At 32.8% G+C, this 21,737-nt stretch carries 15 protein-coding genes, 2 pseudogenes and 1 riboswitch; of the genes and pseudogenes, 15 read left to right on the forward strand and 2 right to left on the reverse strand.

The annotated features are described in order from the left end of the window. Together VGE71_RS07825 and VGE71_RS07830 are read left to right on the forward strand one after the other, a co-directional pair. Positions 1 to 1,337 (forward strand): annotated as a pseudogene (locus VGE71_RS07825) (TonB-dependent receptor); the annotation flags it as partial. A gap of 90 nt (positions 1,338 to 1,427) precedes the next feature. Next, on the forward strand, positions 1,428 to 3,656 hold the full coding sequence (locus VGE71_RS07830; RefSeq protein WP_331137829.1) for a hypothetical protein: 2,229 nt from the start codon (positions 1,428 to 1,430) through the stop codon (positions 3,654 to 3,656). A 122-nt stretch (positions 3,657 to 3,778) separates the two neighbouring features. Here VGE71_RS07830 and metK read toward each other — a convergent pair whose 3' ends face one another. After that, entirely contained in the window at positions 3,779 to 5,029 is a 1,251-nt protein-coding gene (gene metK / locus VGE71_RS07835; protein ID WP_331137830.1) for a methionine adenosyltransferase, read from the reverse strand. A gap of 545 nt (positions 5,030 to 5,574) precedes the next feature. Between metK and VGE71_RS07840 the strand changes: the two genes are divergently transcribed. The 10 genes from VGE71_RS07840 to VGE71_RS07885 all read left to right on the forward strand — a co-directional run bounded on the left by VGE71_RS07840 (position 5,575) and on the right by VGE71_RS07885 (position 18,681). Further along, positions 5,575 to 8,421 carry a TonB-dependent receptor plug domain-containing protein gene (locus tag VGE71_RS07840; RefSeq protein WP_331137831.1) on the forward strand — a complete coding sequence of 949 codons (2,847 nt, stop codon included), beginning with the start codon at positions 5,575 to 5,577 and terminating at the stop codon, positions 8,419 to 8,421. 328 nt (positions 8,422 to 8,749) lie between these two features. Further along, complete coding sequence (locus tag VGE71_RS07845; protein WP_331137832.1) at positions 8,750 to 8,932, forward strand: hypothetical protein; 183 nt, start codon at positions 8,750 to 8,752, stop codon at positions 8,930 to 8,932. Between the two features lie 71 nt (positions 8,933 to 9,003). Next, a complete protein-coding gene (locus VGE71_RS07850) occupies positions 9,004 to 10,308 on the forward strand; it encodes an O-acetylhomoserine aminocarboxypropyltransferase/cysteine synthase (RefSeq protein WP_331137833.1) in 1,305 nt (434 codons plus the stop codon). Between the two features lie 196 nt (positions 10,309 to 10,504). After that, the gene (locus tag VGE71_RS07855; RefSeq protein WP_331137834.1) at positions 10,505 to 11,593 is read left to right on the forward strand and encodes an aspartate kinase; all 1,089 of its coding nucleotides are present in this window, start codon (positions 10,505 to 10,507) and stop codon (positions 11,591 to 11,593) included. Between the two features lie 634 nt (positions 11,594 to 12,227). Further along, the gene (locus VGE71_RS07860) at positions 12,228 to 12,428 is read left to right on the forward strand and encodes a hypothetical protein (RefSeq protein ID WP_144215614.1); all 201 of its coding nucleotides are present in this window, start codon (positions 12,228 to 12,230) and stop codon (positions 12,426 to 12,428) included. Between the two features lie 190 nt (positions 12,429 to 12,618). Then, positions 12,619 to 12,726, forward strand: a riboswitch (SAM riboswitch). A gap of 75 nt (positions 12,727 to 12,801) precedes the next feature. Further along, positions 12,802 to 13,785, forward strand: coding sequence for an alpha/beta fold hydrolase (locus VGE71_RS23315; protein ID WP_331137835.1), 984 nt, complete (start codon positions 12,802 to 12,804; stop codon positions 13,783 to 13,785). A 1-nt stretch (position 13,786) separates the two neighbouring features. After that, positions 13,787 to 16,201: a bifunctional aspartate kinase/homoserine dehydrogenase I gene (thrA, locus tag VGE71_RS07870; protein WP_331137836.1), complete on the forward strand. Its 2,415-nt coding sequence runs from the start codon at positions 13,787 to 13,789 to the stop codon at positions 16,199 to 16,201. A gap of 84 nt (positions 16,202 to 16,285) precedes the next feature. Beyond that, positions 16,286 to 16,711 (forward strand): OsmC family protein, encoded by a 426-nt coding sequence (locus VGE71_RS07875; RefSeq protein WP_144215610.1) that lies wholly within the window; start codon positions 16,286 to 16,288, stop codon positions 16,709 to 16,711. Positions 16,712 to 16,876: 165 nt separating this feature from the next. Further along, complete coding sequence (locus VGE71_RS07880; protein WP_331137837.1) at positions 16,877 to 18,049, forward strand: trans-sulfuration enzyme family protein; 1,173 nt, start codon at positions 16,877 to 16,879, stop codon at positions 18,047 to 18,049. A 221-nt stretch (positions 18,050 to 18,270) separates the two neighbouring features. Next, a complete protein-coding gene (locus VGE71_RS07885) occupies positions 18,271 to 18,681 on the forward strand; it encodes an RrF2 family transcriptional regulator (protein WP_008466594.1) in 411 nt (136 codons plus the stop codon). Between the two features lie 98 nt (positions 18,682 to 18,779). On the opposite strand, the gene VGE71_RS07890 is transcribed toward VGE71_RS07885, so the two are convergent. Beyond that, a complete protein-coding gene (locus tag VGE71_RS07890) occupies positions 18,780 to 19,562 on the reverse strand; it encodes a sulfite exporter TauE/SafE family protein (protein ID WP_331137838.1) in 783 nt (260 codons plus the stop codon). Positions 19,563 to 19,873: 311 nt separating this feature from the next. Between VGE71_RS07890 and VGE71_RS07895 the strand changes: the two genes are divergently transcribed. From VGE71_RS07895 to VGE71_RS07905, 3 genes and pseudogenes are all read left to right on the forward strand, one after another. Next, complete coding sequence (locus VGE71_RS07895; protein WP_331137839.1) at positions 19,874 to 20,776, forward strand: sulfite exporter TauE/SafE family protein; 903 nt, start codon at positions 19,874 to 19,876, stop codon at positions 20,774 to 20,776. A gap of 28 nt (positions 20,777 to 20,804) precedes the next feature. Beyond that, positions 20,805 to 21,515, forward strand: coding sequence for a phosphoadenylyl-sulfate reductase (locus tag VGE71_RS07900; RefSeq protein WP_144215606.1), 711 nt, complete (start codon positions 20,805 to 20,807; stop codon positions 21,513 to 21,515). Between the two features lie 108 nt (positions 21,516 to 21,623). Continuing rightward, positions 21,624 to 21,737: pseudogene (locus VGE71_RS07905) on the forward strand (sulfate adenylyltransferase small subunit); the annotation flags it as partial.

Here is a 21,737-nt window from a genome sequence, read left to right on the forward strand (position 1 = left end):
ATATTTTTGCTTTTGAAATGCAGCATTTGTATCAGGACGAAAATCCTTTTTATAACGCTAATTTGCGCACGCAACCTTTTAGTGATGATTTTTTGACAGGATATAATTCTGGACAAAATCGAAATGATTACAATCAGAACCGTTTTGTGAAAACTAATAAATTGGATGCTAAACTGGATTACTATTATATGGTAACGCCAAAAAGCAATATCAATATCACTTTAGGGAATACGTATTCGTATCAAAACTTCAATTCCCACATTTTTCAGATGTTAGATGACGGAACAAGAAATGATTTGACTGATTCCTCAAATAATAATGATGTAGATTATAGGTTTAATGATGCATTTTTAGGTTTTCATTATAAAATTCTAACAGGGAAATTTACTTTAACGCCTGGTGTAAGTGTGCATACTTACCAAATGACAAACGGACAATTGGGAACTGATTATTCTCAGAATTTTGTAAAAGTGCTGCCGGATTTCTTTGCTTTATATCAAATCAAAAAATCAGAAACATTGACGTATAATTTCTCTTTAACGAATGACTTTACAGATATTAATCAATTAGCAGAAGGTTACGTTTTGTCTAATTACAGCAGTTTGTTTCGTGGAAATCGTTACTTAGAAAACGCGACATCACAAGTGCACTCGCTTCGTTATTTCAAATATAATATGTTCAATTTTGAGAATATTTTTGCCAATGCAACTTATACCAGAAAAGTGGATGCTATTAAAACAAAAGCTGATTTTGACGGAGTTAATCAGTTTTCAGTTCCATACAATTCTAATTTAGCCGATGAAACTTTCTCCGGAATGGGAGCTTACGGACGTTCGTTTTTAAAAAATTATAAAGCCTCAGTTAATGCAAGTTTGAACTGGTCAAAGTTTAATAACATTCAAAATGAAGACTTAAGAACGACAGAAAGTTTTGTTCAGAGTTATACAATTAGAGCGTCAACGAATTATAAAAAGTTGCCGAATATCGAATTTGGATACAATCTTTTGGTTAATAAATACAGCGGTTCGACTTTTTACACAGACAAACCTTTTGCAAAACTGGATTATTATTTCTTAGATAGTTTTTCTTTCGTTTCTGAATATGAATTCTATCATTATTATAACGGAAATAAATCAGTTGACAATGAATATGATTTTTTAAGTGCCAGTTTAATTTATCAGAAGAAAAACAGTAAATGGGAATATAAAGTATCAGCAACCAATTTGTTGAATACAAAATATCTTAACGACGATAATTTTACGCAATTCTCTACAAGGGTTTCTCAATACGCGGTTCAGCCACGTTATATTATCTTTTCAATGAAATATAATTTATAGTATTTTAATTACATATTGATGGTTTTTTAAACTTTAGTTCCGAAAGAATCAGATATCTTTGTGTTTTAATTATAAACCAAAATTTTAATTATGCGCAATTTTATTTGGAGTTTAATGCTATTGTTTTTTGGAATATTAACAGTTTCATCTCAGACAAATGGCATCGAAAAAGGAACTTATCTATCTAAAAATAAAGGTCAGAGAATCAAATTAAATTTATTAGACGACAATAAATACGAATTGGTTTTCTATTCAGGAGATTATCAAGTAAAAGGTGATTCTTTATTATTTGCTAAAAATACAGAAGCACAAACCAATTTTGATCTTTCTTTTAAAGTCGATAAAAAAGCTAAAAGTATAAAAGTAAACTTCAAAGATCCTGCTTATTATGCTTTTTATATTGGAACTCAAAAAGGGAAAGAGGAAGTTAAATATCAAAGAATTTCAGATATCAAAACCAAAGTTGATCCAGATTATTCTAAAGTTGATTTAGATTTTGAAATTGAAAAAGCCGACTTTCTATATTTAGTTTATGAAGAATACGGAGCCGAAAGTACTGTTTTTAAATATGCAATACCTAAAGATGCGTCGGAAGTAACCATTAGTTATGAACTGGCGGTTTTAGGAGATCTTAAAATTGCAGGATATTTTGACAGAACAACCAATGAGTTGAAAATTTCAGAGCAATCAGGTTTAAATCCTTTGATTTTTACTAATGCTAAAGATCCGCAGCCAGCTAAAAAAGATTCCAAAGTTCGTCCACTAGAAACGAAGTCTATTGCCAATTGGACTTATTCAGGAAAAGATGCTTCAAGTTATGATTATGGAGAAGCAGTCGCAGTTGATAGTGCAGCTGTAGTAACAGCGCCTCCAGTCTATAGTTCTGGTTATAATTTCAAATTAAAAGTTGAAGACAATCTTAAAAAAGCGATTGAATCGACAAAAAAAGTCAGCAATAAATTTCTAGTTGTAGTAGTTGATAGTAAAAACAAGTCAATCAAAGAAAAGTTTGATGCCTTTGTAAAAGAACAAGAAACACAAACGGGATATAATATGTACGATTCGTACAATGCTCTTTATGATATTTACAATTATTATTTGGCCGGATCAGACGACAAAAAGTGGCTTAAAAACAACAATATCAACGACGATCCAAGGATCATTATTTTAAATGGAGAAGGAAAACAGTTGGCTATAGCAAAATCAGATTTAGCGACACAACAATATCATTTTTCTTACTATGATGATCTTTATAGAAAACTTCAAAGAGCAAATGCTTTTCTTTCTATTGATACAGCTTTAAAAAACAAAAAAGCATCTGATGCAGATTTAATTGCCGCTTTTAATAAAGCAGCTTTACTAGAACCTTCTTATTATTATGGTGATCCAATAAGCGATTCTAATTCAACGGAATTTGTCATTACAAAAACAGATTTAAATCAAAAAGAAGTGTCTCAGACTTGGAAAAAATTGATTGAATCGCATCAAAAGGATAAAAGTGTAAATATGTATTTGGTTGAAACGATTTTAAAAGAAATCAAAAATCAGGGATTTACAAAACAGCTTTTTAATACAGACAGAATTCTAAATGATACCGATTTTCTAGCAATCGATTATTTGCTAAATCACTCAGAAGATATTGAAAGCAAACGTGCTGAATTTAATAGTAAACAAGGCGAACTTCATACGGTTGGAAACGTAGTTTCTGAAATTGCAGATGCATTGCAACAAAACTTATATCTTTCTCAAGATGGCGCTTCGGGAGAAATAAATAGAGATAAAGTCAATTCGCTTTATAAAAGAATCATTGATTCTGGAAAAGGAAATTTTGATGCTTATAGAAATTATTTTTATTACTTAGCTGAACTTCAAGAGAAAGACGGTTCTAATGTAACTTTCTTAAAAGAGTTTAGTACCTATTTCGATTCTACTCTTGCAGGAGGAAGTCCGATAGAGAAACTGGATGCTATTTTTTCGACACTAGATTCCAGCTCAAGTTATTCTTATGACGGATGGAATTCTTTTAAATATTACCATTCAGATCTTTGTAATAATGCGGCATGGACTGTCGTAGAAAACCCTATGAATGCAAATTATTTAAAAGATGCTATTAAATGGTCTGAATACAGTTTAGTGCTTACTAAAAACAGTCCTTATTACTTAGATACATTAGCACAATTGTATTATAAAGATGGACAAAAACAAAAGGCAATCGAAATGCAGAAATTAGCCGTAAAATATTTAAATGATACTGTTGATGAAGAAACCGCATCAAATATAAAAGAAGTATTAACTAAAATGAGTAACGGAACATATTAAGTTTAATAATAAATCCGACAGGTTTCAAAACTTGTCGGATTTAATTTATAGGTTAAAAAGAAATAAAAAAGGCTGCCTAAAATGAATAGACAGCCTTTTTTGTATTTAAGATTCAGATTGAATTATAATCCAAATGCAGCTTTTACTTGGTCAACAAAATCAAGTTTTTCCCATGTAAACAATTCAACAGTAACTGATTTTTCGTTTCCACCTGGAGCAGAGAAAGTTTTAGTAACTGTTTCTGGTTTACGTCCCATGTGTCCGTAAGCAGCAGTTTCACTGTAGATTGGGTTTCTTAATTTTAAACGTTGTTCGATAAAGTAAGGACGCATATCAAAGATAGCTTCTACTTTCTTAGCGATTTCACCGTTAGTTAAGTTTACTTTAGAAGTTCCGTAAGTTTCAATGAAGATTCCCATTGGTTCGGCAACTCCAATTGCATAAGAAACCTGAACTAAGATTTCGTCAGCAACACCAGCGGCAACTAAGTTTTTAGCGATATGACGAGTTGCATAAGCAGCACTTCTATCTACTTTACTTGGATCTTTTCCAGAGAATGCACCACCACCGTGAGCACCTTTTCCACCGTAAGTATCCACGATAATTTTTCTTCCTGTTAAACCAGTATCTCCGTGAGGTCCTCCAATAACGAATTTTCCTGTTGGGTTAATGTGGTAGTTGATTTTATCATTAAATAAATGAGCGTGCTCAGGATTTTTAGCGATAATTCTAGGAATTAAGATTTCAACGATATCTTTTTTGATTTTAGCTAACATCGTAGCTTCTTCATCAAAATCATCATGTTGTGTAGAGATAACAATCGCATCGATACGAGTTGGTTTGTTATCATCGCTATATTCTAAAGTTACTTGAGATTTAGCATCTGGACGTAAATAAGTAATTTCTTTGTTTTCACGTCTTAAAATAGCTAACTCTTGTAACAATTTATGAGATAAATCTAATGCCAATGGCATATAGTTTTCAGTTTCGTTTGTAGCGTAACCAAACATCATTCCTTGGTCACCAGCACCTTGCTCTTCTGGCTTAGCTCTGTCAACACCTTGGTTAATGTCTGCAGACTGTTCGTGAATTGCAGAAAGAATTCCACAAGAATTCGCTTCAAACATATATTCACTTTTAGTATATCCAATTTTACGGATTACTTCACGTGCAATTTGCTGTACATCAAGATAAGTATTCGATTTTACTTCACCTGCTAAAATAACCTGACCAGTTGTAACTAATGTTTCACAAGCTACTTTAGAATCAGCGTCAAATGCCAAAAAGTTGTCAATTAATGCATCCGAAATTTGATCTGCAACTTTGTCTGGATGCCCTTCACTAACAGATTCTGACGTAAATAAATAAGCCATAATAATGTAATAATAATGTTTTAATTTAAAATTAAGCGGGAAAATGAATTGCTAAAAAGGGCTAAAGGAGAGTTCCTGCTTTAGCATTTTTTACTACTGAAATGAATCTTTCAGCATTCATAACGAAACCATTTCATTATGAAGAGGTTGCAATCAGTTCAAATTTTTCCTCTGTTTCGGGTGCAAAGGTATGAAACCATTTTGATTTGCAAATCAAAGTTCAACTTTTTTTATTTTTTATGATAGAAATTTAACAATAACATACTATTTTGATAGGGTAATAGAAAATATTTTGGTTTTTGTTTGGCTGATTCAAAAATAGTTCAGACATTTGCCTCGTTAAAATAACAAAAACACATGAAATTTACAGTTAACAATATGATGTCTTGTAAGATGCCGGAGTTCTCCGCAGAGACGCTATTGTAATTTTTTTTCAAAAATATATAAATAGAACCTCTGCAGATTGCGGAGGTTTTTTTTTGACTAAAATTAAAAACTGTAAGATTTTTTCTAAAACCTAAAAACCTAATTAATCAGTAAAAGAAATGAAGAAAAATGTACTAATCGTTTTAGGTCTTGTGACATTTTCAGGACTTTATGCTCAAGATAATAAGAAAGAGCAGGATAGTTTAAAAAACAATGAACTATCTGAAGTTACAATTGTTGGATCAAGAAGCAAAAACAGAGTAAAAACAGATGTGCCCGTTCCGGTCGATGTTTTTAATGTAACTGAAATAACCAAAGGAGCGCCACAAACCAGCGTAACCCAGATTTTAAATTATGTTGCGCCATCCTTTACTAGTAACGCAACTTCGACAGCAGATGCAACAGATCACGTTGATCCTGCACAGTTAAGAGGCTTAGGCCCAGATCAGGTTTTGATTTTAGTAAACGGAAAAAGAAGACATACAAGTTCTCTAGTAAACATAAACGGGTCACCAGGAAGAGGATCTGTCGGAACAGATTTGAACGCGATTCCATCTTTTGCAATTGAAAGAATTGAAGTTTTAAGAGATGGAGCAGCAGCACAATATGGTTCTGATGCGATTGCAGGAGTGATTAATATTGTATTGAAAAAGAATGCTAATTTTCTAACTGGAGGAATTCAGTACGGAACTAATTTATCTTCAGGTTCAAATAATTTTAAAGGAGGAGCCGACGGACAAACTGTTCAGGTAGATTTAAACTACGGAACTTCTTTAGGAAAACCAGGTAGTTATTTGAATGTTACAGGGAGTGCCGTAACAAGACAAGCAACAAGCAGAGCGGGAATTAGAAGTAACGGAATTTTTAATGCTTATAATGCGGTTGAAAACAGAGCAGCGCAAAATGGTGTTGAAATCAATTCGTTATTCAGTAATATTAACACGACTTCAAATTCAGCGCAAATTTTATCATCATTAAAGCAATATGCGCCACAAGTAAGTTATTTTACAACGGCACAACAAAATGCTATTTCGTCTGCAACAACAATTGCACAAATGCAGGCAGCTTTGAATTTTGATGTAACCAATAATGAATTGGCTTATAGAGGTCAGCAGAGAAGTGATTATAATATGAGTGTCGGTCAGTCAGAACTGGCTTCAGGGCAAGCATATTACAATGCTAAATATCCTTTAACAGAAACTACATCTGTGTATTCTTTTGGTGGAGTATCTTACAGAAACGGAGAATCATACGCTTTCAACAGATTACCAAATGGCTCTGGAACTTTCACACAAGTGTATCAAAACGGATTTTTACCAGAAATTGAATCTAAAATTCTAGATGCTTCAGCAGCAGTTGGTGTAACAACAGAATTGTTCGGATTTGATACTGATTTAAGTACCAATTTAGGAACCAACTCCTTTAATTATGATGTAAACAATACTATTAATGCTACTTTAGGAACTAATTCTCCTTTTAGTTTTGATGCCGGAAAAGTGTCATTTTTACAAAGTACAACCAATTTAGATTTCAGTAAAAAATTAGATGTTTTGTCTGGATTAAATGTTGCTTTTGGAGGTGAATTTAGATATGAAAATTACCAGATTAAAGCAGGTGAAGAAGCTTCTTACGGATTATATGATGTAAATGGAGATTTAGTTTCAGGAATTCTTCCAAGTAATTCACCTTTGATTGTTACTGATTTTTTTGGAAACAAACGCGGAGCAGGAGCGCAAGGATTTTCTGGATTTCAGCCTTCAGATGCAAAAGAAAGAGATAGAAAAAGTGGTGCAGCCTATGTTGATTTAGAATTGAATGCTACAGAAAAATGGCTGATCAACGGAGCGGCTCGTTATGAAAACTATTCAGACTTTGGAAATACAGTTACTTTCAAATTGGCTTCACTTTTAAAATTAAATGACAATATCAATTGGAGAATTTCTGGACAAACAGGTTTTAGAGCGCCTTCATTACAACAAAGATATTTTGAAGCAAGCTCGACTCAGTTTATAAACGGTTCTCCTTATCAAGTTGGTTATTTTACTAATGATTCACAAGCAGCAAAAAGTATTGGTATTGAAAGTTTAAAACCAGAAAAATCAAAAAGCATCAGTACAGGATTTACATTTAAAATTCCTGAAGCTAACATAACTATTGCAACCGATGCGTATTTTACAAGAATCAATGATCGAATTGTACTTTCTGGACAATACTCAAGACCAACCGATGCACAGATTGGAGCTGCAACTTCACCAGAACAAGCAGAAGCATTGACATTATTTCAACAAGCATTTGATTTAAAAGGAGTGGAAAGAGCTTCGTTTTGGACCAACGGAATTGATTCTGAAACAAAAGGAATTGATTTAGTAATTTCTCAAAAGTATGATGTAATTCAGGATTTTGTCATCAGAAATGATTTTGCATTAAGTTTTAATGAAACTAAAAGAGTTGGAGATTTACATGTGCCAAAATCGATAGTTGATGCGGGTGGTGATCCTTATATTTATTCATTTTTCCCAGAGTCTAGCCGCGTTTATTTAGAAGAAGCAATTCCGAAATTAAAAGCGAATTTAATGACCACTTTCAGTATTAAAAAACTGGATATTTATTTAAGAAACAGCTATTTTGGAAAAGTAACAGACCCAGGAGCAACAGATGTTAACTTGGACGGATTTTCTTCTGTATACGAACATCCAGAATACAGTGCAAAATTAGTTACTGATTTATCTTTCGGATATCAGATTAACGAGCACTTTAGAGCAACAATTGGTTTTAATAATATAGGAGATGTTTATCCTGACAGAAATAATCCGTCAACTCCTGCATTTACAAACACAACTCCAACATTATCTCCAGCACCGAGTACAGATTTAAGTAATGCGAATCAGTTTGCTTATTCAAGAGCAGTTTCTCAGTTCGGATTAAACGGAAGATTTGGTTTTGCTCGTTTGAGCTTTAAATTCTAATTAAAATAAACTCTTTCAAGCCTTTATTTAAAAGGCTTGAAAGAAGTTTTTGAAAAAAAAATACAAAATTTCGATTTTTAATTTGGTGGTTTAAAAATATTTACTACTTTTACTCTATAGAAATAGTCGAGTTTAAAAAATAAGATTAATACAAAATGAAAGCAATAGCAAAAGGAAATATAATGTGTTGTAAAATGATGCAAATGTGCATCCCGCATTGCTGTTGCCAGAAGTGAAAGAGTACAATCTTTGTTATAGTTAAACTATAGCCCTTTTGGTCGCCATCCGAAAGGGCTTTTTTATTTCAATTCATTTAAAATTAAAAATCATGAAAACATTAAATTCAATCGCAATAGAATATTTACTAAGAAACGATTCTCAAAAAAATAACAATACATCAGAAGAGATAGCAAGAGAAGTGATAAGAATAAATGAGGAGCAAAGTGCGAATCAAAAATCACTGTTACTTCAAATGTATGAACTAGAAGAAGCAGAAGAGTTTTTGGCTTAAATCTAAATTCAATTTCAAAAATCAAATTACAATATATAACGTATTAACAATATTAAAAAAACTAAGAAATCATGAGTACACAAAAATTTGCAACAAACGCACTACACGCAGGACACGATGTTACTAAAAATTCAGGAACAAGGGCAGTGCCAATTTATCAGACATCATCATACGTATTTAATAATGCCGATCATGCAGCCAATTTATTTGGCCTTGCCGAAGCTGGATTTATTTACACGAGATTAAATAACCCAACAAACGATGTTTTAGAACAGCGACTTGCAGCATTAGAAGGCGGAATCGGAGCGGTTGTAACAGCTTCTGGAGCATCGGCAATTTCTACAACATTATTGACTTTACTAAAAGCTGGAGATCATATCGTAGCGTCAAACAGTTTGTATGGTGGAACTTACAACCTGTTAAAAGTTACTTTGCCAAGATTAGGAATTACAACCACTTTTGTTGATCCTTCAAAACCTGAAAATTTTACTAAAGCAGCAAAAGAAAATACAAGAGCATTTTTTGTGGAATCTCTTGGAAATCCAAAATTAGATGTATTGGATTTAAAAGGAATTTCGGCGGAAGCCAAAGCATTCAAAGTGCCATTTATAGTAGATAATACGGTTGCGACACCTTATTTATTAAACCCAATTAAATATGGTGCCGATATTGTAATTCACTCCTTAACTAAATATATCGCTGGAAACGGAACTTCATTAGGAGGCGTTATCATTGATGCTGGAAATTTTGACTGGGCAAACGGAAAATTCCCTGAATTTACCGAGCCATCTGCAGGTTACCACGGATTAGTATATCACGAAGCTTTAGGAAATGCGGCTTTTATAGCAAAAGCCCGAATTGAAGGTCTGCGTGATTTTGGTTCTGCTTTGAGTCCGTTTAATGCTTTCCAGATTATTCAAGGTTTAGAAACGCTGCCAATCCGAATCAAGAAACATAGTGAAAATGCTTTGGCTCTAGCTGAATGGCTGGAAAAACAAGATGAGGTCGTTTGGGTAAATTATCCAGGTTTGAAATCAAGTAAATATCATGATTTAGCTAAAGAATATCTACTAGAAGGACAAAGCGGTATTATCACTTTCGGATTAAAAGGAGGTTTTGACGCTGCGAAAAAAGTAGTAGACGATACTAAATTATTCTCTCTGCTTGCTAATATTGGTGACACAAAATCACTGATTATTCACCCAGCAAGTACAACACACCAGCAATTAACAGATGAAGAGCAAATAGAAACAGGAGTTTCAAAAGATTTGATTCGTCTTTCTGTAGGAATTGAAGCTATCGAAGATTTAATTGCTGATCTACAAGCTGTTTTTGAAAGTGTTTCGCTTTCTCAATTCAGCATCAATAAAAATTAGGTTTTTTTGTTTTTTGTTTGAAAAATTGCCTTTAGCGAGTGGTTTTGCTAAAGGTAATTTTTTATGAAAAACATCTTTATAAAAATTTAAACCATATAAGTCATGTAAGTTCATAAAGATATATTTCTATCTAAATTGTAACAAAAGAATTAAATGAACTTATATCACTTATATGGTTCAAAAAAAAATAGAAATTATGTCAAAGCTTAAAATAAACATTGTCCTTTTCGGAATTGGAAATATCGGAAGCACTTTGATTAATCAGATTATTGAAAGTCAGGAATTTTTTCTTGAAAGTAGAAATGTCGATTTTCATTTTCCGATTATAACCAATTCGACGGTTGCTTTTTTTGAGAAAGAAGGTGTCGGTTATTCCTGGGAAACCAATTTTAGACAATTGGCGGTTCCTTTTAAAGTGGAAGATATTGTTGAGTTTGCCAAAGAAAATGAATTCGAAAACTTAATTGCGGTAGATGCCACAGCAAGTGACGAATTGGTAAAACATTATAATACGCTGATCGAAAACGGATTTAATATTGTAGCGGTTAACAAAAAAGCCAATACGCTTCCGATTGATTTGTATAAAGAACTAAGATCAAATCTAAAAAAATACGACAAAGAATTTCTGTATGAAACCTCGGTCGATACCGGAATTCCAGTTTTGCAGACTTTAAGAGATTTATATTATTCGGGAGAAAAAATCACGAAAATTCGAGGTGTTTTCTCTGATAATTTAAGTTATGTTTTTAATCGATTTTCATCAGAAGAGGTTTCGTTTTCATCGGTTTTAAAAGATGCGAGTCTTTTAGGTTTGATGAAATCTACTTTTAAAGAGGATTTGTCTGGGAATGATACTGCACGAAAGCTTCTAATCTTAGCAAGAGAAATAGGAAAAGATTTTGAGCTTTCAGACATTACAATCAAACCATTTATAACAGAAGAACATTTAGAAAAGAATGGTGTACTGAACAAAGATGCAATCGATAAGGCTTTTAAAATTGCAAAAATAACACAGGCAGAAAATCATGTATTGCGTTATGTCGGAGAGTTTGATGTAGAAAAAGGCACTCTAGAAGTCAAACTGATTTCAGAACCTGTAGATTCTGCCATTGGACAATTGAAAGGTTCTGACACCATTTTTGAAATTTATACAAAATCGTATGCCAATGTTCCGATTGTAATTCAGAGTGCGCCACCTTGTAAGCAGGCGATTTCGAGAGGAATTATATCTGATATTTTAAAAATTTCTGAGAGAATTAGAGATAAAGAAGCCGTTTGGCTGTAGATTTTCTTCGAAAAAAGAAAAAAATCGTGTAAAAGTTCTTTGATAAACTGATTTGTCAAGCGAAATTTAGAAAGAAAATGATACTTTTTGTAAGTTTTTTACTTTAGTTATTTTTGTAAGATGTTTTTTGTCGTTAAAAAATACAATTTTGGCGAATTTTGTAATTAAATTCCTGAATTTCATTTGTGTAATAAAAAAAATAGTTGCATATTTGTTATACCCAAAAACTACTAGAAATCAAATGAACTTAAAAGTCAACAAAATGTTTTGTGCCATTTCGGTTAAGACCGAGGCGGGAGTGTCTATTGCTTAGAAAAATTGTAAGAATACAATAATAATATAGTAAGAGCCTCCTAAAAATATTAGGAGGCTTTTTAATTTAATGAAAATGCAGAATTTAAAAATACAATATAAATCACAGATGAATAAATCCTTACAGATGAACAAGATGTTCGCTGTCGCGCTTATTTGCGTGAAGGTCTGTTGATACTAAAAGTATAAATGAGTTTAAAAGCTTAAACCCTTTTGGTATCTAAAAAACCAAAAGGGTTTTTTTATTCTTCTAAACGATTTAACGAAAACATAAAAAATAAATAAAGATTATAAAACGCAAACTGAACTAAAACTTAATATCATGAGCACATTGAACTACTTAGCAGAAAAAATTTCTAAATTGAAAAACAGAAGGACAAAAAACAACAATCCGCCACCTACGAATGAATTGGCTCATCCAAGATTCGGAATGACAGAGGCAGATAAAAGTACAATTAAAAATGTACCGAATTCTTTATTGTTTTTGATGTATTCAAAAGAAAATGAAACGCTTTTCATCTAAATTGAGAAGTGACATAAACTAGGTTAAAACCTGCTTAATTTTACTGGGCATTTTTGTTCGGTAAATTTTTGCGTATAATAGTTTTTGCTAAAGTAAGTCTCAGAAATTTAACAAACAGTTTTAGAATAAATTTGTTTGTTAGAGAAATTAGTAGTTAATTTGCACTCGTTAAGTTCAAACAAATATTGAAATGTTATAAAGAAAGGACGAGGGATTAGACCCGATGAAGCCTTAGCAACCCTTTGATAAAACGAAGAAGGTGCTACATTCTACCACGCCAAACGTGGAAAGATAACAACAAGATTTTTTCTAGTTAAACCTAGTTTTTCTTTCTAATATTTCCATACAAATCAATAATACAACAGATTTGAAATTGGAAAATATACCAAATCCCATTATAATTCAGGAATTCATCACAGAAAGTGGTGCTTCTTATCATTCTATACCATTAAGTTTTACGCTTGCAGGCCAACCGTTGCACAGCGCGCCAATTGTTTTGGTTAATCATGCCTTGACAGGAAATTCGCAAGTAACTGGCGAAAACGGCTGGTGGAATGACTTAATTGGTGAAGGTAAAACCATCGATACTACTGTTTATACCGTTTTAGCCTTTGATATTCCTGGAAACGGAAGCAACACTTTCTTAATCGACAATTATCTTGATTTTACAGCAAGAGACATTGCAAGAATCTTTATTGAAGGAATTAAAGCTTTACAAATCGAAAAACTTTTTGCGATTATCGGAGGTTCAGTTGGCGGTGGAATTGCTTGGGAAATTTTAGCATTGGCACCAAATATTGCAGAAAACCTTATTCCGATTGCGAGCGACTGGAAATCTACTGACTGGCTTATTGCAAACTGTTTTTTACAAGAGCAAATCTTGAATAATTCTTCAAAACCAATCGAAGATGCAAGAATTCACGCGATGTTGTGTTACCGTTCGCCAGAATCATTCAAAGAAAAATTTCAGCGAACGATCAATCAAGATTTGCTGATTTTTAATATTGAAAGTTGGTTGGCGCATCACGGAAAAAAATTGCAAAAAAGATTCCAATTGTCTTCTTATAAATTAATGAATCAGTTGCTTAAAACAATTGATATTACTAGAAATAGTGAAAGTTTTGAAAACTTAATGTCTAAAACAAAAGCTTCAATTCATATCGTCGGAATCAATTCGGATTTGTTTTTTACAGCAAAAGAAAACGTAGAAACCTACGAAGATTTGAAGAAGTTTAAAAACAATGTTTTCTATAGCGAGATTGTCTCAGTTCACGGACATGACGCTTTTTTAATCGAGTACAAACAATTAGATCATTTACTTGCCGACATTTTTAAGGCAGAAACAATAAAGAAATAAAATGAAAGTATTAAAATTTGGAGGTAAATCATTAGCAAACGGAGAAGGACTTAACAAAGTTGTTTCTATAATTGCTGATAAAGTAAATCAAGGTGAAAAAATTGCAGTTGTAGTTTCTGCACGCGGAAATGCAACAGACGAATTGGAATTTATCTTAAGCATTGCTGCTAAAAATGGCAGCTACAAAGAATTATTAGAGAATTTTAAAAAATATCAAATCTCAGATTACCCACAAGTTGATTTGTCTGAAGAATTCAATGTCTTAGATAAACTTTTTGAAGGTGTAAGCTTAATTGGTGATTATAGCAAAAAAATCAAAGATCAGATTTTGTCTAAAGGAGAATTGCTTTCGGCTAAATTATTGACGGCTATTTTGTTGGAAAAAGGAATACCAGCCAATTTTGTAGATACAAGAGATTTATTGAAAACCGATTCTAAATTTGGCGATGCACAGCCTTTAGAACAACTTTCAAAGAAAAATGTAGTCAATTATTTTAAAGAACATAACGGAGAAACGGTTAATATAGTTACAGGTTTCATTGGATCTAATAACAACAACGACACAACTACTTTAGGTAGAAATGGCAGTAACTATACCGCTTCGTTAATCGCAAATTATTTAAATGCGGAAGAATTACAAAACTTCACGCACGTAGACGGAATCTACACTGCAAATCCTGATTTGGTAGCAGATGCTAAAAAAATCGAATATTTATCGTTTAATGAAGCAAACGAGCTGGCCAATTTTGGCGCAACAATTCTTCATGCCAAAACGATTATTCCTTTGTTAGAAAAGAATATTCCGTTACGTATTTTAAATACATTCAACCACGAAAACCGCGGAACTCTAATTACTTCAGATTCTTCTAAAGAAGGAATTAAAACGCTTTCTGTTTTAGAAAATGTTTCTCTTGTAAATCTTGAAGGTCGTGGATTACTTGGAAAAGCAGGAGTTGATGCTCGAATTTTTAAAGTAATGGGCGATCATAATATCAGTGTAAGTATCATTTCGCAAGGTTCTTCAGAAAGAGGAATCGGATTGGTGGTAGCAACTGATAAAGCAACAACTGCGGTTGTGGAGTTGGAAAAAGAATTCGAAAATGACTTTTATTCTAAAGATGTTAATCAAATTACAGTAACAGATAATGTATCGGTAATTTCGATTATTGGTCAGGATTTGAGTACTTTCCATAAACCTTATACCGCTTTAATTCGAAATAAAATTGTTCCGATTTTGTTCAACAACACTGTTACGGGTAAAAACGTGAGTTTGGTTGTGAAGAAATCAGAATTGAATAAAGCTTTAAATGTTATTCACGGTGAAATTTTTGGAGTTTCTAAAAAGATCAATATTGCCATTATCGGCCACGGATTGGTTGGAGGAACTTTGATTAATCAAATCTTAGAATCGTCTGCGGCTATTGAAAATCGAAAAGGAATAAAGCTAAATGTTTTTGCGATTGCGAATTCTAAAAAAGTGCTTTTAAACAAATACGGCGTTTCCAATAACTGGAAAAACGAACTTGAAACAAAAGGCGAAGCGTATACCATTCAGGATATTATAGCTTACGCGAATGAGAATCATTTAGAAAACTTAATTGCAGTAGATAATACAGCAAGTGCAAGTTTTGTAGAAAATTATATTCCACTAGTAGAAAACAGTTTCGACTTGATTTCTTCTAATAAAGTGGCAAATACTTTAAGCTATGGTTTCTATAAAGAATTGAGAAGTGCTTTAGAAGAAAACCAAAAGAATTATTTATACGAAACCAATGTTGGTGCAGGATTACCGTTAATTGATACGATTAAATTACTGCATCTTTCTGGTGAAAACATCACTAAAATTAAAGGAGTTTTCTCAGGAACATTGAGTTATTTATTTAATAATTTCTCTGCGAAAGATGCGCCTTTCAGCGAAATTCTGCAAGAAGCAATAGATAACGGATATACAGAACCAGATCCACGTGAGGATTTATGCGGAAATGATGTTGGTAGAAAATTATTAATTTTAGCTAGAGAATTAGACTTACAGAATGAGTTTGAGGAAATCTCTATTCAGAATTTAATTCCAGAACACTTACGTGAAGGAAGTGCTGCCGATTTCTTGACGAAATTAAAAGAATTCGATCCAATTTATGCTAAAATAAAAGCAGAGCAACAGCCAAATCACGTGTTGAGATACATTGGTGAATTGTCTGGAGATTTACAGAATGATAAAGGAAATTTAGAAGTAAAATTAGTTTCAGTTCCATCAGACACAGCGCTAGGCGGTTTAAAAGGTTCTGATTCTTTCTTCGAAATTTACACAGAATCTTATGGAGATCGTCCGATCGTTATTCAAGGAGCTGGTGCAGGTTCTGCGGTAACTGCAAGAGGAGTTTTCGGAGATATTTTGAGATTGTCTGATAAAGGATAGCCTGATTTTAGATTGCAGATTGTTGATTTTAGATTGATGATCTTGCAATGAAAATAATAGAAAAACAAAAAAAATAACAACACAATGAAAGTAACTTTAAACAGAGTAAACGACGCATTTCATTTCAAAGTAAAAAATGAACGCGGCCACATAGTTGACGTTGACAGCAGAGCCGAATTTGGCGGAAGCGATTTAGGTGCAAGTCCAATGGAATTAGTATTAATGGGAGTTGCGGGATGTAGCGCTATCGATATGATTTCAATTTTAAAGAAACAGCGCCAGGAAATTACTTCATTTGATGCTGAGGTTGAAGGACTTCGTGTTCAGGTTGGAGAAGCAAAACCTTTCAAAGAAATCGATGTGGTTTTTTATTTAGAAGGAGAAATCAATCCAGAAAAAGCAAAAAAAGCAGCACAACTTTCTTTTGAAAAATACTGTTCAGTTGCCAAAACAGTTGAGCCAACTGCAACGATTAAATACAAAGTGGTTTTAAACAAAGAAGCTTTGTAAAATTAGAAAATAGTCAATTAGATAATTCTTTGGCTTAATAAATAATAAATTCACTCCGATTCTTAGCGAAACTTCGTGTTTCTCTTTGTGAATCTCTGTGAAATTTTAAAGAAATCGAATTTGTGCCAATTAGTGCAATTCGTGTTAAAACAAAAAAACAACACAATGAATACAGAAGAATTTGGTTTTGAAACACAAGCCATTAGAACACATTTAGAAAAAACACAATTTCAAGAACATTCAACACCCTTGTACTTGTCTTCAAGTTTTATATTTGAAGATGCAGAGGATATGAGGGCTTCTTTTACAGAAGAAAAAGTTCGTAATATTTACTCTCGTTTCAGCAACCCAAATACAACAGAATTTGTTGATAAAGTTTGTGCAATGGAAGGTGCAGAAGCAGGTTATGCATTTGCAACAGGAATGGCGGCAATCTATTCTACATTTGCTGCATTATTAGAATCAGGAGATCATATTGTTTCGGCAGGAAGTGTTTTTGGATCAACTCATGCGCTGTTCATGACGTACTTTCCAAAATGGAAAATCGAAACTTCTTATTTTGACATCAATCAGCCAGAAACAATTGAAAGTTTTATCAAGCCAAATACTAAAATTCTTTATGCAGAAACGCCAACAAATCCTGGTGTAGATGTAATTGATTTGGAATTATTGGGGCAAATTGCAAAAAAACACAATCTGATTTTAATTATTGATAACTGTTTTGCAACACCATACATTCAACAGCCAATTAAATACGGTGCTCATATTGTAGTACATTCAGCAACAAAATTAATAGACGGGCAAGGTCGTGTTTTAGGGGGAGTTGCAGTTGGAGAAGCAGAATTGATTCGTAAAATTTATTTGTTTTCGAGAAATACAGGACCAGCAATGTCGCCGTTTAATGCATGGGTTTTGTCAAAAAGTTTAGAAACTTTGGCGGTTCGTGTAGACAAACATTGTGAAAATGCTTTAAAAGTAGCTGAATTTTTAGAAAGTCACCCGAATGTACAAAGCGTGAAATATCCTTTCTTGAAATCGCATCCAAAATATGAAATTGCCAAAAAACAAATGCGCTTAGGCGGTAATATTATTGCGATTGAAATTAAAGGAGGTCTTGAAGCAGGAAGAAAATTTTTGGACAAAATTAAATTATGTTCACTTTCTGCGAATATTGGAGATGTAAAAACAATTGTTACACATCCGGCTTCTACAACACACAGTAAATTATCTGAAGAAGATCAGTTAGCAGTAGGAATCACACAAGGATTAGTTCGTGTTTCTGTTGGTTTAGAAACAGTGGAAGATATAATAGCAGATTTAAAACAAGCATTAGCTTAGATTTTAGATTTGAAAACTTAGAGACGATTTTTGACAGTTCAACTGTTGAAAATCGTTTTTTTTTATGCTTCAAAAAATACTTCGTTTTTTAAATAAGATAGATTAAGTAGAATTTAGATGTTATTCTCATTTAAAAAGTCTATTTTTGTTGCAGAACAATATGAGGCTTGTTTATTTTAGGAATAATCTAAAATCTGCAATCTACAATCTAAAATCTAGAGATGCTTTCAAAGAAAACAAAATACGGAATTAAAGCTTTAACCTATTTAGCGCGAAGAGAGAATAATGAACCGGTACAAATAGCTGAAATTGCAAAAAGCGAACATATTTCGATTAAATTTTTAGAAAGTATTTTGTTGCTTTTAAGAAACTCAGGTTTTCTTGGAGCCAAAAAAGGTAAAGGCGGCGGTTATTATTTAATCAAAGATCCGAAAGATATTAGTATGGCTAAAGTCTATCGTATTTTGGAAGGTCCAATCGCATTATTGCCTTGTGCGAGTCATAATTTCTACGAAAGATGCGATGATTGTGATGATGAATCAACTTGCGCGGCTCGACGTTTAATGACGGAAGTTCGTGATAATACACTTAAAATATTAGAAAGTAATTCTTTGGCAGATATTGCATTCTAAAAAAAAAATAAACCATATAAGTTATATAAGTTCATTTTAGATTTTGCGCAAAGCTAGATTAAATGAACTTATATAACTTATATGATTTAAAAATTTATTTAAAAAATCAATTTATATCCAGCCATGAAAAGCATTACTGCAATTGCATTTCTAAGAAATTGATCTGGAACTTTTCCGCTTAGCATACTTCCCATATAGATTCCAGGAAGTGATCCCATTAATAACTGACCAAGTAAGCCTAAATCTAAATTTCCCATAGAAGCGTGTCCTACACCTGCAACTAAAGTTAAGGGAACTGCATGTGCAATTTCGGTTCCAACCAAACGAGGAGTTGGTAAAAGTGGATAAAGGAAAAATAAAGTCACTGTTCCTAATGCTCCAGCACCAATAGACGTTAAAGTTACTGTTGCGCCTAATAAAACTCCGATTCCAATAGTCAGCATGTTTTGAGTTGTGCTTTCGCTATGAAATTTATCTCCAGCATGTTTCTGAGAAAAAACCAAAAGCTTCTTTTTGAATATAATGGCTACTGAAGTAAACAATAAAGCCCAGCCTAAACTTTGTTTAATGACACTATTTATTGTTTCGATATCGGTTTTAATGCTGTTTAGAATCCATAATGTGATTAAAGCTGCGGGAACACTGCCTAAAGTCAGCCAACCAGTAATTTTCCAGTTGATGTTTCCTTTTTTGTTGTGTACAAATATTCCACCAGCTTTAGTGAAAGCGGCATAAAGTAAATCGGTTCCAACGGCTTTTGTTGGGGGAATACCAAAATACAATAAAATAGGAGTCATAAGAGAACCTCCGCCTACACCAGTTAACCCAACAATAAATCCAACTACTAAACCTGCTATTACAAGACCAATCTGAAAATCCATGAAAAAATATTTGGCGCTAAAATAATAACAATTTTATAATTATCCTATAGATTTGGTAGAGATTAAATGCTTATTTTTGTGAATCACAAAATTGGGGTGTGTTGTTAAAATAGTAAGTCGCAACATTTAATTTGTTAAAATAATCACTAATTCTTTTTTAAATGTCTTTTATCTTGGTTTATAAGATGATAGCTTAAGTAAAAAAGTAAATATATTGTTTTGATATTTCGAAATATATAGTACTTTTGCAAAGTAATCTACTAAGCCGATAGGGTAATGGATTTTTAAGAGCAAAAACAATTCTTAAAAATATGGAAAATGAACTTAAGTTAGAAAACACTATAGTAAAGTCTGATTCTTTACTAAAAGAAAAATTATGGGTCGTAATACCTGTTGTTTTGTTGTTAGGTTTGGCAGTTACATTAATTTATAATCATCACGCCGAATTTTCGTGGGATGGTTTTGTTCAGGGATTTGATAAAAACCTTTTAGCGTTTTTCTTAATTGGTGTTTTTGCACAATTAGTAGATGGCGCTTTAGGAATGGGATATGGAGCAACTTCTACATCATTTTTATTGGCTTACGGAGTTTCGCCAGTTTTGAGTAGTACGGCAGTTCACGTTTCAGAGATGTTTACAACTGGGGCATCGGCGCTTTCGCACCACCGCTTTGGTAATATCAATAAAAAATTGGTAAAACATCTATTGATTCCTGGAGTTTTAGGATCGATTACAGGAGCTTATTTATTATCTGATGTAATTGATGGAGATATTATTAGGCCATTTATTGCGGTTTATATGATTGTTTTGGCGGTTGTAATCATTAGAAAAGCTCTTAGAAAAAATGTAGAGAAAAAGAAAACTAAAAAACTAGGTGTTTTAGCTGTGTTTGGAGGTTTTATGGATTCTGTTGGAGGAGGAGGCTGGGGGCCAATTGTGACTTCCACATTATTAGGAAGAGGAAGAAATCCGAAATATACGATTGGATCTGTAAATGCAGCTGAGTTTGCGATTTCGTTTGCAAGCGGAATCACATTCATGCTTTTTGGAGGAATCCATGGCTGGCAGATTATTATTGGGTTGATTTTAGGAGGAGTTATTTCAGCACCAGTAGCGGCATTTTTGGTGAATAGAATCAAAAGAAAGCCAATGATGGTTGCGGTTGGAATTCTAATTATAATATTGAGTTTAAAAACATTATCTAAATTATTGTAAAAGATAATTTTAGAAAGGAATAAAGATTATGAGTGCGAGTATTGTACAAGAATTATTAGAAAAAACAAAAGACTTTTCGCTTGACGAAACCTTAGTTTTTTTAGCAAAAGAATTTCCAGGGAAAGTAATTTTTTCTACGTCTTTTGGTCAAGAAGATCAGGTAATTACTGACTTCATTGCAAAAAGTAACACCGATATTACCGTGTTTACTTTAGATACAGGAAGATTATTTCAGGAAACTTACGATGTTTTTCATAAAACATTAAAAAAATATAAAAGACCAATCGAAGTGTTTTTTCCAGAAGCAGCTTCAGTTGAAAATCTACTGAAAACAAAAGGACCAAACAGCTTTTACGATTCGGTTGAAAACAGAAAAGAATGTTGTTTTATTCGAAAAGTAGTTCCGTTGAGAAAAGCTTTAGCAGGAAATTCAGTTTGGATTACAGGTTTAAGAGCAGAACAATCAGAAAACAGACAAGATTTAAGTTTGTTTGAATACGACGGAGGTTTCGAAATCATCAAATTCAATCCGTTATTAAAATGGACTTTAGAAGAAGTTGAAACGTATCTTTCAGAAAATAATGTTCCGCAAAATGCTTTACACAAACAAGGTTTCGTAAGTATTGGATGCGCGCCTTGTACAAGAGCAATTTTCCCAGGTGAAGATATCAGAGCCGGAAGATGGTGGTGGGAATCAAGCCATAAAGAATGTGGTTTGCACAGCGCTAAAAAAGAATAAAGAGAATAGAGAATAGAATAAAGAGTGGAGATTTTAGATTAGGCGAAAAACTTGAAACTTTAAACCTGAAACAAAATTTTCACAAATAAAATATCAAACAAAAACACAATGAGTTCAGTATTAAAAACAAACGCTTTAGAGAGTGAAGCGATATACATTTTCAGAGAAGTAATTTCACAGTTTGACAAACCGGTTTTACTTTTCTCAGGAGGAAAAGATTCT

The sequence above is a fragment of the Flavobacterium sp. genome, assembly GCF_036405015.1.
Classification (GTDB): Bacteria; Bacteroidota; Bacteroidia; order Flavobacteriales; family Flavobacteriaceae; genus Flavobacterium.